At 54.5% G+C, this 17,272-nt stretch carries 12 protein-coding genes; 9 read left to right on the top strand and 3 right to left on the bottom strand.

Translation table 11 applies throughout. From position 1 onward, the window contains the following. Positions 1–65: 65 nt before the first annotated feature. Positions 66–1,025: a beta/alpha barrel domain-containing protein gene (locus tag ABD971_RS19700; RefSeq protein WP_345324871.1), complete on the bottom strand. Its 960-nt coding sequence runs from the start codon at positions 1,023–1,025 to the stop codon at positions 66–68. 203 nt (positions 1,026–1,228) lie between these two features. Here ABD971_RS19700 and ABD971_RS19695 point away from each other — a divergent pair, with 203 nt between their 5' ends. From ABD971_RS19695 to ABD971_RS19665, 7 genes are all read left to right on the top strand, one after another. Next, positions 1,229–2,122: a helix-turn-helix domain-containing protein gene (locus ABD971_RS19695; RefSeq protein WP_345324869.1), complete on the top strand. Its 894-nt coding sequence runs from the start codon at positions 1,229–1,231 to the stop codon at positions 2,120–2,122. Positions 2,123–2,733: 611 nt separating this feature from the next. After that, positions 2,734–4,083, top strand: coding sequence for an ABC transporter substrate-binding protein (locus tag ABD971_RS19690; RefSeq protein ID WP_345324867.1), 1,350 nt, complete (start codon positions 2,734–2,736; stop codon positions 4,081–4,083). Then, on the top strand, positions 4,080–6,281 hold the full coding sequence (locus ABD971_RS19685; RefSeq protein WP_345324865.1) for a response regulator: 2,202 nt from the start codon (positions 4,080–4,082) through the stop codon (positions 6,279–6,281). Before ABD971_RS19690 ends, ABD971_RS19685 begins: the two co-directional genes overlap by 4 nt. A gap of 167 nt (positions 6,282–6,448) precedes the next feature. Continuing rightward, positions 6,449–7,885 carry a sulfatase gene (locus tag ABD971_RS19680; RefSeq protein ID WP_345324863.1) on the top strand — a complete coding sequence of 479 codons (1,437 nt, stop codon included), beginning with the start codon at positions 6,449–6,451 and terminating at the stop codon, positions 7,883–7,885. A 739-nt stretch (positions 7,886–8,624) separates the two neighbouring features. Then, entirely contained in the window at positions 8,625–8,816 is a 192-nt protein-coding gene (locus tag ABD971_RS19675; protein WP_345324861.1) for a hypothetical protein, read from the top strand. Positions 8,817–9,020: 204 nt separating this feature from the next. Next, positions 9,021–9,392, top strand: a complete 372-nt coding sequence (locus ABD971_RS19670) for a hypothetical protein (RefSeq protein ID WP_345324859.1) — start codon at positions 9,021–9,023, stop codon at positions 9,390–9,392. Positions 9,393–9,487: 95 nt separating this feature from the next. After that, on the top strand, positions 9,488–11,041 hold the full coding sequence (locus ABD971_RS19665) for a PDZ domain-containing protein (protein ID WP_345324857.1): 1,554 nt from the start codon (positions 9,488–9,490) through the stop codon (positions 11,039–11,041). A 98-nt stretch (positions 11,042–11,139) separates the two neighbouring features. Here ABD971_RS19665 and ABD971_RS19660 read toward each other — a convergent pair whose 3' ends face one another. Beyond that, positions 11,140–11,856: a hypothetical protein gene (locus tag ABD971_RS19660; protein WP_345324855.1), complete on the bottom strand. Its 717-nt coding sequence runs from the start codon at positions 11,854–11,856 to the stop codon at positions 11,140–11,142. A 430-nt stretch (positions 11,857–12,286) separates the two neighbouring features. Here ABD971_RS19660 and ABD971_RS19655 point away from each other — a divergent pair, with 430 nt between their 5' ends. Then, positions 12,287–13,930: an alkaline phosphatase gene (locus tag ABD971_RS19655; RefSeq protein WP_345324853.1), complete on the top strand. Its 1,644-nt coding sequence runs from the start codon at positions 12,287–12,289 to the stop codon at positions 13,928–13,930. Between the two features lie 468 nt (positions 13,931–14,398). On the opposite strand, the gene ABD971_RS19650 is transcribed toward ABD971_RS19655, so the two are convergent. Next, a complete protein-coding gene (locus tag ABD971_RS19650) occupies positions 14,399–15,775 on the bottom strand; it encodes a hypothetical protein (protein WP_345324851.1) in 1,377 nt (458 codons plus the stop codon). A 1,011-nt stretch (positions 15,776–16,786) separates the two neighbouring features. On the opposite strand from ABD971_RS19650, the gene ABD971_RS19645 reads away from it, so the two are divergent. After that, entirely contained in the window at positions 16,787–16,975 is a 189-nt protein-coding gene (locus ABD971_RS19645) for a hypothetical protein (protein WP_345324849.1), read from the top strand. The last annotated feature ends 297 nt before the right edge of the window (positions 16,976–17,272 follow it).

Here is a 17,272-nt window from a genome sequence, read left to right as displayed (position 1 = left end):
GCGGTAAATTGGAGAAGCAGGATTGGGTGCGAAGAGGACAGGAAGCGACAACGGCAACGAAAGCTTTACTCGGAGATGCGATCCAGGATGTTTTGCAGGATCGCAACATCCGACTCGGGACGTTCGGGGCTGCCGGGATACGTCAGCGGCGTTTTGATCCATCCGCGGGCGTGCAGAAATTGAGCGGCGTTGTGCTTGTATGCAGGCACCGGATCGCGAAACGCCAGGAAGCCGAGGTATTGGAGGATGTCGTTTAGTTCGTAAAAACCTGCGTCCCCTGCCGCCCACATCGCATCACGGCGAGCAAACGCTTCGGGGGCAAACGTGCTAAGCCCGAGCAGGTAGTCGCTTCCGTACATCACCATGTCGATCGCCAGATCGTTGCCCGTCAACACCTTGAAATCAGGGCGAGTTTCATCGCGAAGCTGAAGTCGTTGCCACTCGAGTTCACGCCTCAGCGAAGAGTGTTTCGCTCCTCGACATGCCTCGATTCCCATCAACCCCTTGTAGACATCCAGACTATAGATCTTTCCGAAGGGAGCGAACATCTTGCCCAATTCGAAACCGAGGAAGTCTCCGGCGTGCGAACCGATCTTTGTGTAGGCTTCGACGATGTCGTCATCCGCTTGTTCGGTCAAACCATAAGACTGAAAAATGATCGGTGTCCCACCATATTTCAAAATTTGATCCAATCCGGTGCGGTACGCATCAAAATCAAACGCCGCATCGGGATCGTCCTTGACGAATACACCTGCGACGTACGGTTGTCCGTCCATCAAGCTCTGCGTCTCTGCGAGCACCTTTTCGCGTTGCGCTTCGCTGATCAGGTTGGCGTAACCGGTGTCCATGTTGACCGCCGGTACCAACCCGGCGTCCGCGGTACGGGTGACGTGTCCGCGAAATCCCTCCCAATCGATTTCGGTTCCCGACAGCAGCGGCAACAAGATGGCGGACATACCACTGATGGTGCGGCGTGGTCGGACCGCGGGGATTTCGTCGATGTTTAGACGGGTGAGCTGTGGCATTGAGGGGACCTTTGACAGAAATGGAGGGCGAGCAAGTACGCATTGAATTTCAATGTTGGGATTATGGCAGCAGGGCGATTTAGCGGCTTCGCCATTTGCGCATAATCGACTTGCAATTTGGGCAAACTATGTAATCATCAGATCCTGGTCCCGTTGGGTTTGGGCCGTTTGTGCTGCCATGACCGCCGCCGAGAATGCTTTCGATGACTTCAGAACCAACCCAACGCCGCAGCGTTCCAGTCCCGGAAACGATGTCAAAGTCGGGACTTTGGGTGTTTGAAAGCCTGCATGACGAGGCATTCTCGATGACCGAGACCGAACATCGTTTTCCCAAGCTGCTGTACATTCGCCAGGGCAGCGGCGAAGTGGCTGCAGATTGGGCAGCCGCAGTCGCGGGGGCAGCCGGCGGGGCGGAGGCATCAAATTGTGTCGCCGGCGATTGCATTCTGATCCCGGCCAGGATGAGACACCGGATTATCGATGCACCGCGGCATCCGATTTCGTTGTATGGATTGGCGATCGACCCTCAAAAGATCACGCCTTGTGCCGAAATTGAAACGATGATCCCGATCGGTAAACTTCCTCGTCATCGAATGTCGCTGCTGAACATCGAACGACGATTCCGTCGCTTGCTGTATCTCGTCTCACAACCCAGTTCGGCTTCGACGTTGTCGGCGATCGCAGCGGCGATCGAGATTTTTGCCCAGCTTGCATTGGCGTCTGGCGGGCAGATTGCGGCCAACAGTGCGCAAAGCGGCGATCTTGTCGACACGCGCCCCTTGGATGCGATTGACGAATATTTGCTGTGGTTGGATCTGAACTTCTTTGAACAGTTGACCGTCGATGCGGCCGCCCGAGCTTGTAATATGTCTCGCCGCAAATTCACGAATGATTTTCGTGACAGGACGGGAAAGACATGGCTGGCCTATTTGAACGAACGACGGATCGATCATGCCAAGACCTTGCTTCGCAACACGCAAAGCAAGGTGACATCGATTGCATTTCAAAGTGGGTTTGATGAACTGTCGACGTTCTATCGAACCTTCCATCGATTGACGGGGATGCGACCACTTGATTATCGCGAAAACTCGGATTGACCTGACCGCGAAACAGCATGTTGAACGGCGGTCCAAATTGGCAACGGGAAGAGTTGGCTAGCGGGATCGAATCGCACGTTTCTTTCGGTCTTGGGAAATCGCAAATCCGTGCTTTTTACAAGCCAATGCGAATGTTTTGAAGTTGCGCGTTTTTCACAACCCGAAGCGTAAGTTTTGAAGTTGCGCTTTTGTATTTAGGGGCAAAGCCCCGGACGTTTACCTAGCCCAGCCCAACGGGCTGGGACCAAGAAAACCAATGAATTGTAGGGCCAACGGTCCGGCCGTTTACTCGGATTTATATAGAGCGGCTGGCAAATGGCCGGGCCTTTGGCCCTTAGGTTTCTTTGCATCTAAAACCTGGCCCGTTGGGCCAGGCTAGGCAAATTGCTGGGCCTTTGGCCCGAAGAATGTCTAAACGCGCAACTTCAAAACTAACGCGTCGGGTTAGGATTTGCCAGGAAAAATGACAATAGCGCAACTTCAAAATGCGAATGCTGGGTTGTTGGACTGTTACAATGACCCATGCGACAAGTCGTTAGATTCCGGCATCCGATGGGGTTGTGACATCGATTCGGCGATTGCGCTGCCCTCATCGACGAGCGAGTTTTGCTATGCGATCTCTGCACAAAACTGTCGACATACGTTCACTCATTCCGACGCCGATTTGCCGAGCGTCTCGTTTCGGCTGCGGATGGGTGACACTGATCGTTTTCGCTGGCGTTCTTCAAATCACGACCGGAAAATTGCACAGTGAGGACACCGAGGCCGGCGAACGGAAATTTCACGTCGCGATGTTTACGCCGCGAGATCAGGACGATGCGTTTTGGGGACCTTTCGTCGAGTTCATGGGCGAGGTTTCCGATGATCTCGGGATCCAGTTGGAGGTCTTCTTCGCTGGCAACAGTCGCAATCGTATGGTGTCCCAAATTCGTGATGTTTGTGACCGCGAGAACAAACCAGATGCGATTGTGTTCCAGAGTTTCAAAAGGGGCGGTCCCCGGTTTTTGCGAATCGCCGATCGGCGACAGGTACCGGCGGTCCTTGTCAACGCGGGGCTGCAGCCCGAACAGAGCGAGGAACTTGGGCAACCGCGAACGAAGCTAACGTACTGGTTGGCGGAAGTGTTGCCCGATGACTACGATGCTGGTTTTCAGCTTGCCAATGCATTGATCGATGAAGCGCTGCGCTCACCACAACGGCTCGCCGCCGATGGCAAACTGCATATCATTGGTTTAAGCGGGGTGATATCGGATGGAGCTTCGATCCAACGCATGGCCGGACTTCACGACGCGATCGCCAGACGCAGTGACGAAGTCGTCTTGGATCAAGTCGTTGCGGCTGATTGGAGCCAAGAACTGGCGCGATTTCGCTGCCGCATTCTGGATCGACGCTATCCCGAGTCATCGGTGATCTGGTCCGCCAGCGACGCGATGGCGATCGGAGCCATCGCGGCGATGCAAGATCGAGGAAAAACACCGGGGACTGATGTGATCATTGGAGGAGTTGATGCGACGCCAGAAGCGTTGGATCTGATCGCCCAGCGGGTGCTGTTTGCGACGGTCGGTGGCCATGTGATGGAAGGTGGTTGGTGCATTGTGTTGCTGTATGACTTCTTTCACGGCATCGACCTTACAAGGATCCCCACCCATTACGATTCGCCGATGCGATTGATTACACGCGAAAACTTGGCAGGGTATCGCGAGGTGCTCAGTCGCGAGACCTGGCGCGAAACGGATTTTCGCCAATTTTCGTTGTTGGACCGCCCCAATCAATCGACGTATCGTTTCGATCTCGGTGCCGCTGCGACGGATAGGGGGCTAAAGAAGAACCCGCCTCTTGAGAATGACAATGGCTCCGAGAAAGACGATGGCGCTGGGGAGGGCAACAGTTCAGAGAAAAATGCGTCGACTCCGGCGAAGACGGAATCAGCGGAACGACAGCGCGACGGGGAAACGCGATGAACGCAGTCTCCCATGTGAACTCTCGAACCAACCAGCGTGTGAATGAGCGTGTGGACGAACACGGAATCACGTTGCGGTATGTGATCGCGTTGGTGACCACAATTCTGATCACCCTCGGGTTATTTGTCGTGGTCGCGGCGGTCTTGACGATCACTCAATTTGATGATCGGATTCGCGAACAAGCGGATCGCACGGCGGGGGCAGTCGCAACCAGTATCGCGACGCCGCTTTGGAACATTGACGAACGCGCGATCGGCGATCTATTAGGTGCGAGTCTCACGAACCAGGAAATCGAGTTCGTCCAAGTCGCCGATGAAGCCGAAATTGTGGCGTCGCGGCGTCAACCCGGGGTGCCCGAGACCGATCTGGCGGGTTACTTGAGTTCGTCGCAGCATGTGGTAGCCAGGACGGCGGTTCGATTTGATGGTCAAACCATTGGCCACGTCAATCTGGTGATGTCCCGCCGGGCAGTGATCGATGAGATTCGGCATGACATGATTTTTGCGGTTGCGCTTGGCCTGGTGATGTCGCTCGCCGTCTCCGGGACATCGATTGTCATTACGCGATGGTTCGTCTACCGGCCGATGCGACGACTTAATGAAATCGCGATCCGTGAAGAGCAGCGTGCCGAGGCGGCCAATCAGGCTAAGAGCGAATTTCTTGCTTCGATGAGCCACGAAATTCGTACTCCGATGAACGGGATCATCGGCATGACCGAGTTGCTGCTTCGCACCGACATGAGCTACGAACAGCGTGACTATCAAAACATTGTCCGGCAATCCGCCGACGCCTTGATGCAATTGCTGAACGACATCTTGGATTTTTCGAAGATCGAAGCGGACAAGCTTGAACTGGAATGCATCCCGTTTGGTTTGCGAGACACGATCGGCGATACTCTGCTGACGATCAGTAACCGTGCGGCCGAGAAACAACTCGAGTTGGCATATCGTATCTCACCCGACGTCCCTGACACGCTTGTCGGCGATCCGACGCGGCTACGCCAAATTGTCATGAATCTGACCGGCAACGCGATCAAATTCACCGAACAGGGCGAGGTTGTGGTGGACGTTGGAATTGAATCGCAGACCGGCGATTCGCTGATGTTACACGTTTCCGTTCGTGACAGCGGGATCGGCATCGCACCCGACCAACTGTCGCGCGTGTTTGACATGTTCAGCCAGGCCGAATGTACGACGACGCGTCGCTTCGGTGGAACCGGATTGGGGTTGTCCATTTCAAAACGGCTGGCGGAGTTGATGAACGGCCGAATTTGGGTCGAAAGCGAGCTTGGTAAAGGAAGCAATTTCCAATTTGTGGTGCGGCTACGTGTTGCACCCAAGCAAGCACCGTGCGAAATCTCCAATGCACTGGTCGGACAATCTGTGCTGGTGGTTGACGCCCACCGCACCACTCGCGAAATCCTGGTTGAGCTGCTGACGCAGTGGGGGCTGTCGGCCGCGGCGGTTCCCGATGGCGACGCCGCGATGGCAGAACTAGAACCGGCCTGCGATCGTGGTCATCCCTACTCACTCCTGCTTGCCGATGGGACAATCGCGAATGACGACGCTTCGCAACTTGTCGGACGGATCCGCCAGCATGAAGACCCGACGCTCTCAGCGATGCACATCATGTGGATGACGTCGGGCTCTGCGGCACTGGATAGCAACTTTGCTCGGAAGTGGAACGTCGAGCGGTGTTTGCCCAAGCCGATCAAACACTCGACGTTGCTTCAGGCCGTCACGACGACACTGGGAAGCGACGAGTCGACTGAGCCGCATCGGTGTGCGGAGGCCGCCGGCGATTGTAGCCACGTGCACGCTCGTATCTTGCTTGTCGAAGATGGCTTGGTGAATCAAAAGGTCGCTGTTTCGCTGCTCGAGAAACGCGGTCATACCGTCGTCGTCGCCAACAACGGACGCGAAGCCGTCGATACGCTGCTGGCGTCGGATCCCGCGAAATTTGATGTTGTCCTGATGGACGTTCAAATGCCAATCATGGATGGCTATGAAGCGACACGTGAAATTCGCGCTTGCGAAAAAACAAGTGGCAAACACATCCCGATTGTGGCGATGACCGCGAATGCCATGAAGGGGGATCGCGAACAGTGCCTCGACTGCGGAATGGACGACTACGTTTCAAAGCCGTTTCAGTCGCAGGAACTATTCGCCAAGGTCGAACGCTACGGGGCCCCTGTTTGACCCGATTTCCTCTCAACTGACTTGAGACGGTTTCGCCGCAAACAAGGCCACGAGCAACAGATTTCTAGTTTCAGCTCGCAGTTCGGTGGCAGACGAAGGATAAATTAGGCTAAGATTAGTCCTTCCCCAAAATCATTCCCCGCCCTGAATTTGCTAGACGAACTTTCATGTTGTATAGACTTTTCCCTCTGATCTGTCTTTGCTTTGCCTCCTTTCCCAGCATGGGGATCGGCACCACGCACGCGGCCGAGAAACCGAACGTGTTGCTGATTTCGATTGATGATCTGAATGATTGGGTCGGTTGTCTGGGCGGACATCCTCAGGCCAAGACGCCCAACATCGACCGATTGGCGGGAATGGGAACGCTGTTTGACAACGCGCATTGTCAGTCACCCGTCTGCAACCCGTCGCGTGCCAGCATGATGACAGGGCGTTATCCGCACACCACCGGCATCTACTTTTTGTCGCCGGACCTGAAGCAAGCACCTGCACTCGAAGGCGTCAAGACGCTGCCCGAGGTGTTTGCCGCCAACGGCTACAAGACGATGGCGTCGGGCAAGATCTTTCACACCGGTGACAAACGCTTTTTTCAAGAGTATCAGCCGTCGGGCGGATTTGGACCAAGACCCGAGAAGAAGATTTCTCAGCCGCATGGTCACCCGCTCTGGGATTGGGGCGTCTATCCCGAAGACGATGACCAAATGCCAGACATGAAAGCGGCTAAGTGGGCGGTCAAGCAGCTCGAAACAAATCACGACAAGCCGTTTTTTATGGGAGTCGGGTTCTATCGACCTCACGTGCCAATGTATGCACCGCAAAAGTGGTTCGATATGCATCCGCTGAAAGACATTCAATTGCCGCTGGTTCGTGAGGACGACCGCGACGACCTCAGCCAATATGCGATTGACTTGACCAATTTGATGCACGTTTCGCCGACTCATGATTGGGTCACCGAAGCAGGGCAATGGGAGCATGCGGTCCAATCGTACTTGGCTTCGGTCACGTTTGCTGACCACTGCGTCGGAATGGTTTTGGATGCGTTGCAATCAAGCGAATATGCGGACAACACCATTGTCGTCCTGTTTTCGGACCACGGTTTTCACCTGGGCGAGAAACAGCGTTGGGCGAAGCGGTCGTTGTGGGAAGACGGCACTCGCGTGCCGCTGATCGTTTCAGCGCCGGGGTTCGCCGCCGGTCAAACAACCAAACCTCCTGCCGAGTTGGTGGATGTCTTTCCGACTCTGCTGCATCTCGCCGGTTTGCCTGAGGATGCGGCATTGGAAGGCAACAGCCTGGTTCCGCTGATGAAGGATCCACAGCAAACTTGGACGCACCCGGCCGTGACCAGTTTTGGTCTGGGCAATTTTTCCATTCGCTCGACTCGCTATCGCTTCATTCAATATCACGATGGATCACGTGAACTGTACGACTTGCGTAAAGATCCGCATGAGTGGACGAATTTGGCGGCCAACCCCGAGTACGAAGCGATCGTGTCCGAACATGCAGCGTTTCTGCCCGCGAATCAGCATCCCGTCTTGCCAGGCGAGTCGACGGGGCACAATGCCTACGCCGCCGCCAACGCAAATGCCAAGATTGAAGAATAGACGTTCGCTTCGTCCTTGGGAAATGAACGCGATTCTCGCGACGTTGTCTAACCGAAATTCACGAGCCAGATCTCGGCGATGCACCCTCAGTAGCGGAACTCGTCAAGAGTTTCGTGGGGGCATGCGTCGTGGAACGAAAGCCGTTGACGGCCTGTTGAATTAGTTAGCCGCTGAGGCGCCAGTCTGGGCCGCTAAAACAGTGGGCTTGTTATGATTTTTGGTTGCGCTGGCTTTCTGCCACCTCTCCACCAAATTCGAAGACTGCTGGTTTGATAGCATTGATTGCAGGCCGGAGGCCGACACACCCTCTGCCGGTGGCGTGAGCCACCGGCTAGTGGAGGTGGGAAAACATAGCCCAACGGGCGACACACTCTGCCGTCAGTGTGTCGGCCTCCGGCCTTACGGCGACAGGTCGCCGCTAAACCGTTAGCTCACGCCAACGGCAGGTCATGTTTCGGCCTCCGGCCTATGCGATTGCTACTAAATCAGCAGTCTCGTTCGTCGGTGGAGAGGTGACTGCGTTAGATGCTGGAAGAAAAACTCACCTCAATAACCGACGTCGCTACCAGAGTTTTAGCAGTCCATCGCCAGCCCCGGTTTCGTCATCACTGAACCGGGGCTAACGGCCAAAACGGCTAACATCAATTTTCGAAGATCGATTGAATCAACATGCCGTTGACGACTTCCGCTACGGCAAATTGAGTTGGCTCCGCTGTCGGATCTACACACGGGCGTAGCGGTGAATGCAGACGCCCTCGATGCTGATCGGTCGTTTGTCTCTGCGCGAACCAGCTGGTTCGGCAAACCGAAATGCGATTTGCAAGCGTTGGCGACAGCACTGGTGTTGATCGCTGTCTTCTACGTCGGACGCGAATGTTTTCCGCCCACACCACCACGCGTTCAACGAGATCGTGATCCGGAGGTGATCTGAAGGTTTTTTATGTGAGCCTTGCTATCTGGGCGCGCTCGTTGCGGGAGTCGTGGTAGGTAACGCAGTTTTATGTCGTTTGTCCAACCATACCTAACACGAGGCGTGTCATGCCAAAACATGGTCGATCACCACCCACCAATTTGTTGTTTCAGCGAACACTTATGTCTACGAAACCTTCAATCAACATTCACATGGAGCTAACCAATGCGAATCAACACACGATCTTGGCTAGCGAGTCTGGCTAGTGCCATCGCCCTTGCCGTCGTTTCATTCCAACCGGCAACCGCAGACGATTACGAGTGGGACCCTGACAAGGGGTATCACGAAGAGGAATGGTATGACCCAAGCGACTGGTTCAACTCGGACCCGTCCGTCAATTATGAAAATGACTACTTCGGTGGCTATTACGACAACAACGAGTACGACAATGGCGAAGCGTGGTACGGCGACAACTACTACAGCAACGACTGGTATGACGACGAACCCGACTTCGATAATTGGTACGACGACAACGAATACGGACTAGACGACGAGGGTCCAGTCGGTGTCGATCGGTACGACGAATTTTACGAATAGATCCATGCAGCGACTCGCGTCACCACGAGTCAATTCATGGCGACTCAGTTCATCTGAGTTCATCCGCCTTTCCCCAATCTTTAGGAACAAACGCAATGAGATTTCATAAACTCTTCACGACCGTTTGTCTTGCATCACTATGCACAAGCGGCCTAGCACTGGCCGGCGATAACGACGCCCGCTCAGCCTCGGACTCGCAGAGCGAAAAGAACCACCAGCAAGAGAGCCAGCGCGGGAGTGATTCGCAGAGTCAATCTTCACAGCGTCAATCACAGACCAGCAGCGATCCCAACTATCGAGTCTCGCCGAGTGGGTGGATTCGCATGGCCATCGACTATGACAACGATGGCAGCTTTGATGCGGTCGAAACGATTTTCACCTACGACCTCGAGAAGGCTCGAGAAAGCAGCCGTCAGCGTGCAAATCGTGATGCTCAAAACCGCGATGCCCACAGCCGAAATGCTCAGAAACGTAACACGCAAAAACATGATGATCAGCGTGATCGTTCGCAGCAGCACAATGCTCGGCATCAAAATGCTTCGGCGCAGCGAGGCGAGCACGCTGTCGCATCCAATCAAGCGGCCGAAAATCGCGATCGCAACCAATCGCAAAGTCGTCAAGCGGCGAATCGATCCCAGGAAACTGTCTCTGGAAAGATTTTGCAATTGAGATCGGAAACGATCGTGGGCATGGACGAACCTTGTGTCATCGCTCGCATTCGCAGCGAAGACAATTGGCCAGCCAAAGCGGTCCTCGGTCCTAAATCGCAGATCAAGCAATTGAATCTTGGCGAAGGTGATGAGATTACCATCACCGGCCGAAAAGGACGAGTCAATGACAAGTCGATGTTGCTAGCCAGCACGGTGTCCAGCGGCGGCGACAAGGTTACGGTTAATTTGCCGTCCAGTCGTAATGCAAAACGGGTTCGCGCCGAGCTGCTTAGCTTGCGAACCGCCCAATTTCGAAATTACGATAGCCAATTCGTGATCGCCGAAGTCCAATGCCAAAACGGCAAAAAAGCAACCGTCAACCTTGGAGCAAAATCGAAGGTGGACCAGCTGAATCTGAGCGAGGGGGACGAACTGCGGTTGATCGTGCGACCCGCAAAGATGAACGGCGAACCCGCGATGGTGGCCGACGAGGTCATGGCCAATGGAAAATCGGTGAATGTGTCGCCGCCAAAGCAAGTGGCTCGTCGCGATCGAGCACGTGGCCGCAGCGATGCTCGCGATGACGCTCGTCGATCCACACAGGATTCAAGCCGTCATACGCGCGAATCGTCGAATCAATCCGATCGCGCATCGGCACACGCGTCAGACAATCAGCGATCCGGCGATAATCAACGATCCGGCGATGACGCCAACGCGTCACAGGCGGCACTTGGTATCGCAGTGGGCGAAACGGACGAAGGCGTCGTGATTCTCGGCATCCATCCGCAAAGCCCAGCGGCGGAGACTAACTTGCAGGCCGGCGATGCAATCGTCTCGATCAACGGCGACTCGGTCGATTCCCCCGCAGGCTTGGTCAAGATGATCAAGGATAAGAAGCCAGCGGAGAATGTTCGCGTCAAAATCCGACGTGAAGATGAAGAACAAACGGTCAGGGTGCAATTGACCAGCCGCGAAAAGTTGATGTCTAGCTTTCGATAAGCGGTAACGGTTGGATTGTCAAACTGAGAACGTCTCGCGAAATTCGCCAGCATTGGGCTACCTGCCTTAATCGCTGGCGAAATTCGCTTTTTGGGTTCTCACACAACGAGCAACAAACCTGCGTAGCTAAACGCACCTAACGCAAACGCCCAAAATCGGCTCTCTCGTTCTTCAGGCAACTCTTCCTTGAACGTGTTCAGCAGAATCCCGCCCGACAAAAACGCGATCGTCGCTGCGGTCAATGCTTCATGAAGCTCGGTGGTCACGCCGACTGCCCATCCCGCTAACACCGCCGCGGACAGCACCCAGCGGCCAGCGTGGTGGTAACGCTGACGATGGTGTTGCCGCAATCCATGGTCGTTGACCAAAAAATGCAATCCGATGCCAACCAAATACAACGCCAGCGATTGCAGCCCCCGATCTTCGCGCACCAACAAGTAGCCCAGTAGCGCGTTGTAGATCGCATAAGAAATGATGTGCAACCAGAACGCGGGGCTCGTTGGTTCACCCGACTTTGTTTTTGAACGGATCGCCATCTTCTCGAGACCGTAGAAAACCACCAATCCGGCCAAGACCAGCAGCCACAACAGGTGATCGCCGAGCCACTGGAAACCATGTTCGGACGTCGCTGTACGAAGTACCTCGTGATGCTGTTGCAGTTCAGGCAACAAATGCACCAGGGCATAGGCAACGGCCACGCCGCCGGCGATCGAGAGCCAGCGACTACGAGGGATCACGTCAAGGAAACGAAGACGCCCCGCAAATAGGTGGACCAGCGCCAGGATGCATGCTCCGATAAAAGACTCGACGACCATGGTTGCAGCTCCGATTTCGGGGACAAATCAAACAAGGGCTTCGCAAATACAGAGCCAAACAATGACCGGCCTCCGCCAGCACGCGGAAGCAAGCCCGCATCCAACGCTGTGAAGTGTTTTTTAATCGAGTTCGTGCTGATTTAGCGTAGTGGAAGTCGTCAAGACTTTCGTTCGATTAACCAATGCCCCTCGAAAATCTTGACGAGTTCCGTTACGCAGAAACGGCGTCACCGCGTATGCCGAAACGGCTAACGTTTGATTCCGCTCCTGCCACGTCCCGTTTCCTTTTTTGCCCTCGTGCTTCGGACTTTTGCAAAACAGGCGTCGTCATGTGCTGTGTTCGGATTCGCGATCGACTATCATAACCGTCCAAGGCTTCCCTCCTAAAGCTCTCCCTCCATCCTCCCGCCTACGAATCGAAGTGTAAATAATGCATTCAATCCCCGGGTCCAGGTTTTGTTTGTCAGTGTTCGTCTTCCTGATGATTTTGGATGTTTTCCGGCCGGCCGTGGCGGAAAACGTCGATCCCATCGCGAAAATGCAGACAGATGCGGTTACCAGCCGACGCGCCGATTGGGGGCACTGGGGGCCCTCACCCGAGAAGTATTCGAGCTGGAAAACGCACAGCAATCGCTTGATTCCCGTTTACACCTTCGGGATCGATTTGGATTCGGTCAGCGGAAAGAACAGCTTGTATCGCGATGCGTCGGCAATCGAAAAACTTTACGGCTACGTTCCTGAGAACACGGTCAATCCCAAGGCGGAATACTTTGACCAGACCGATGTGTATCGGCTGCAAACGTCGGCAATCGAATCCGGCAAGAAGCGTGTGATCTTGTTTGTATTCGACGGAATGGATTGGGATACCACGCGAGTTGCCGCGATCGCAAGGTCCGGCAAAATCTACCACGAAGGTCGTGGCGAAGGACTGCACTTTCTGGACTACCACGGTGCGAAAACGGACTTCGGCTATTGTGTCACCAGCCCTCACAACGAAGGCACGTCGGTGGACGTGAATAACCAAACTGTTGTGAATCCGGACGGCAAACTTCGTGGCGGCTATGACGCCTCGCTCGGCGGCGACGCACCCTGGCGTCCGGTGGTCGACGCCGACTATCCGATCGGTAAGAGCAAAAAGACCAAACATGCCTACGCAGAATCCTCAGCAACCGCGACGTCATTGACGAGCGGAATCAAGACTTACAACGATGCGATGAACGTTGATTTCATGGGCCGCGAAGTGCTGCCGATCGCTCGCAAGTTACAAGACGATGGCTTTGCGATCGGGGTGGTGACGAGTGTGCCGATCAGCCACGCAACACCAGGTTGTGCTTATGGAAACAACGTGCATCGCAATGATTACCAAGATTTGACACGCGACCTGATCGGCCGACCCTCGGTTTTCCATCCTGGCGGTTTGCCCGGAGTGGATGTGTTGATCGGAGGCGGCTGGGGGATCGACAAAGACAAAGACGGCGCACAGGGCGATAACTACGTTCCAGGCAACAAGTACGTCGCGGCGGACGACTTGTCTGCGATCGACGTCAACAACGGCGGCAACTATGTCGTGGCTCAGCGAACCCCAGGCGTTGCGGGGCCTAAAGTCCTTAGCGAGGCGGTCCGCAAAGCCAAAGAGAGCGACAACCGTTTGTTTGGTTACTTTGGCGCTCAAGGCGGTCACTTGCCGTATCAAACCGCGGATGGCAACTACGATCCCGTGGTCAGCTACGGCAGTTCAAAACCCGAAAAGGCTGAAGTCTATAGCGAAGCGGATCTGCACGAAAACGTCAAATTGGATCAGATGGCGATCGCGGCACTCGACGTTCTCGATTCACGTTCCGACCGTTGGTGGTTGATGATTGAAAGCGGTGATGTCGACTGGGCAAATCACTCGAACAACATCGACAATTCGATTGGTGCGGTCCACAGCGGCGACGACGCATTTGCCGCCGTCGTGTCGTGGATCGAGCAGCATGGGGGCTGGGACGAAACGGCATTGATTCTGACCGCCGATCACGGCCACTATTTCAATCTTGATCGCCCCGATGCGTTCGCTCCAAAACCGATCAAGTAACAAAAATAATTGAGTAACAAAAATGATCGTCCGGGACGGACACGAATGATTGGTTCTAAGGAACCGTTCGGAAATAACTTCGTCATTTTAGAATATTGTCCAAATGACATGAACCTTCCGGTGGCGTTTGGGCCGTTCCGCTAGAGATTTACTGGAATAGGCGTAGGTCGACCAGCTTTGGAGGTAGTGGACGAGGCTACGAGTCCCAGCGACTTAGGGCACGACGGGACTCGTAGCCTCGTCCACTACATAGAAAACACTTCACCCACGTGATTTGTAACAAAACTCGAATGACGAAGTTATTTTCGAACAGCTGCTAGGACGCCTCGTTTCGTCAGTCGTGAACGCGGGCACGAGTCCCTCTCCACTTCGAACCTAACCTACCTGATCGTGTTGACATCGATGCCGATGGATTCGTCTTTCCGTGGGATCCGATCAAGCACGACAAGGTCGTCTTCCAACCTTCCGTCAAGCCCCGCGACGGATTTGCACGAGTGGTTCGGGAGCCTTCTGCAGTGTCTCCATCGCAATCGGCAGATGCTCAGGACTGTCCTGTAGCAGACCTTCAAAGTGCGATTGAGGATCATCGAGCCAACGCCGATAGGCCGCCACAATCAAATCGATGAACTCGTAGTCACACGCTCGCAACACACGCACAAAACACCGATCGATGGACGGGACGACTCGCTCGGGGACGGAGTCGAGTGTGGATAGCGCGTACACGCCGGCGAAAACGAGGTGCTTTTGATGGTCTTCCAACATTATCGCAGCGGTCTCGACCGTTGCTTCATCCAACTTACCCAGTCCCGCGAGGACACACATGGCTTTCGCGCGGATTTCGTCGTCACGATGGTCGGTCAGTGTGCGAAGTTCACGAACAACCGCTTCGCTGGCAACCGCTTCGTGCTTGGAAACCATCCGTTCGGTTGCCGCGATCGCATTGAGAATAATCGCACGGCTGGTTGCAGACAACTTTTCCAAAAGCAGTGATTCTTGCGGGTCATCCAGCTTGCCGTCGGACTCCAAATGCCGAATCGCGATCACTTGATTCGATGCGGACGCACTTGCTGCCAATTTCCACCATTCGCTTTGCGACTGCGTCAACAAAGATCGCTTCGCTCGCGGTTGAAAAAAGGAGTCATTCGTTTTCAACAAGAACTTTAGCGATTTCCGCATTGGGCTTTTGACGTCACTGGGCAGATCGCTTGACCACTCGGGCGTCGCATCGTCGCGAGCCCAGGCCGCGATCGCATTGGCGTACGCGAGTGATTGGCAATCAAGGAACGGTCGCGGGATAAGCTCCCACTGCGTCGAATCCCAGCAAGTCGACTGCTTTGCGACGAGGCCAATGCGGTTGCGGATCATGCCAAGTCCCGTCCCGACAACGGCAAGGTCGACCCGTTCGGGCAGGCGTTCCGAATCGAGGTTGTTTTGAGAAAGCAGGTCGCAGACAACCCCGTTGATCAGGGTGGCGAGCCCCATGGGTGGATCGCTGTCAATCTGTATATCAAGAGTGATCGTTCGCTCGGCCGCATCGTATCGGCCCGGCAGCCCGCTGGGGCCATCGCAAGAACCTCCACCGCATCCACCGCCGCAAGTACTCTGGGCAATCTGTGGGAAAACGCGAACCTGAATCCCGCTGACATCATGGTCAAGGTGTTTGCCTAGGAACTGAATCACCTGTTGCGGGTCTCGCTCGGATTCGTACACCGCGAGCAACGTCTTTCGGTTCAGCACAGGAAGCGTGAAACGCTCGAAGCCAACGCATTCGGCAATCTGTTGCAAGCAAAGTTCAATCCGCGACTTTTCGGCGTCGGACAGGTTAGCTTTCGGCTTAAAAAACACGATGAACGACCTCAAAGTGGTGCAGGTTTCACGGAATAGAGTCAGCAGGATGACCGCGTGGCAGGATAACAGGAACTCAAATCGCAAAGCAGCGCCAATTTTCATTCGCATCCGCGTCTGGCAAACAGATGCCTCTAGTCATTGATTTCCCAATCCACCCAAACCACAGCCATCCGGATGATACGAACGGCGGAGTGTCTAACCTGAGTCTAAGCGGGGCGCGAGCCGAGGCGACGTGTCCCCGTCATCTCGATTAAAGAATGCATCCTGAGGCCTCGACCGGTGGGCGGAAAACCAAATCACCGGAGCGCAAAACTACCTTTTTCAGCACGCGAAAGAGTCCGCGAACCTTTTCTGCGCCCGTACCTTTTCTTCGCCCCCGTAGGCCCCCACCGTCGATTCTCCTGCGTTTGGATCGATTGGACGACAATCTCTACGCCTCGAAAGCCCCGAGGGCGTCTACGGGGCGAAAATTTGCTCGTAATTCCTCCGCACATATCACTTGTGTTGCGCCAACCTAGCGACTCGGACTGTGTGTGTCCCCGTTTTGCAAGTGAATGCATTGTTTTGTAGTGAAATAGAGTACCCAAACCGTAAATCTAACGGTAGATTTATGCAAATCCATGTTTGATGGCATTTGGGAAATCACTCGAAGGTATTCCCAAAAGTGCCAATGACCAAGCATCTACAGACTTGACAAGTAGTCGGCCTAGGCGAAACGGATCATGCCGTTCGTTCACATAGCAAGACTTAAACCAGCTCCATACCCTCGAATAGAAAGGAATATATCGACACGAAACACCTGAGGTTTCAAAGGTGCTTGGTGAGGTTGGCTCCAGCGAATGCGGTTGACCGCATCTCGCGGACCCGAATTGGAGCCTCAAAAAAGGCCCATTATGATGCCTCAAAATTCGATTTGACAGCAATTTAGTTTATCGCTGTACTACCTATCGATCGCGTAAAGGAACGCGATTTTCCATTTGTCTCTTGCATACCCTTTACGGAGAAAACATGCAAAACCTCTTTACGGCCATTCAGACACTACCCTGGGATACGGTGGTGCTCTTGGCTCTGCTCGCGACCGCGATCGTAATTATTGCCATTTGCTTGGGAAGGACGGTCAACATCGGATGTGGTGCAATCCATATCGCGGGGACGCAGGTCCCCCCTGTGGAAACGAAAAAGGACGAGCAGCGTTAGCTACTCGTCCTAATTCGTAGATGATCGAGGTCATAAGGTTGTGACGGCCAGATTGACCCCGCCAAGACGGCACTAGTCATGCAAGTCGTGACTAGTGCTTTTATTTTATACGGGCGCCTAGAGCGAATTGAAAGGCCAAAGTTCCTCTAATTGGCGACAAATTGAGCCAGCCTCTTTCTACGCGGTAAATAAGGGATCTGTGTGAATACCCCTACGGCTTTTCGCCTCCGGGAGGGATCAAAGCACTGTCATGGCCGAACTTAGTTTTACTCGCCTTGGCGAGATGCACGCGTACGT

This window comes from Novipirellula rosea (genome assembly GCF_039541335.1).
Taxonomy (GTDB): Bacteria; Planctomycetota; Planctomycetia; order Pirellulales; family Pirellulaceae; genus Novipirellula; species Novipirellula rosea.
This window is presented reverse-complemented; position numbering and strand designations above follow the sequence as displayed.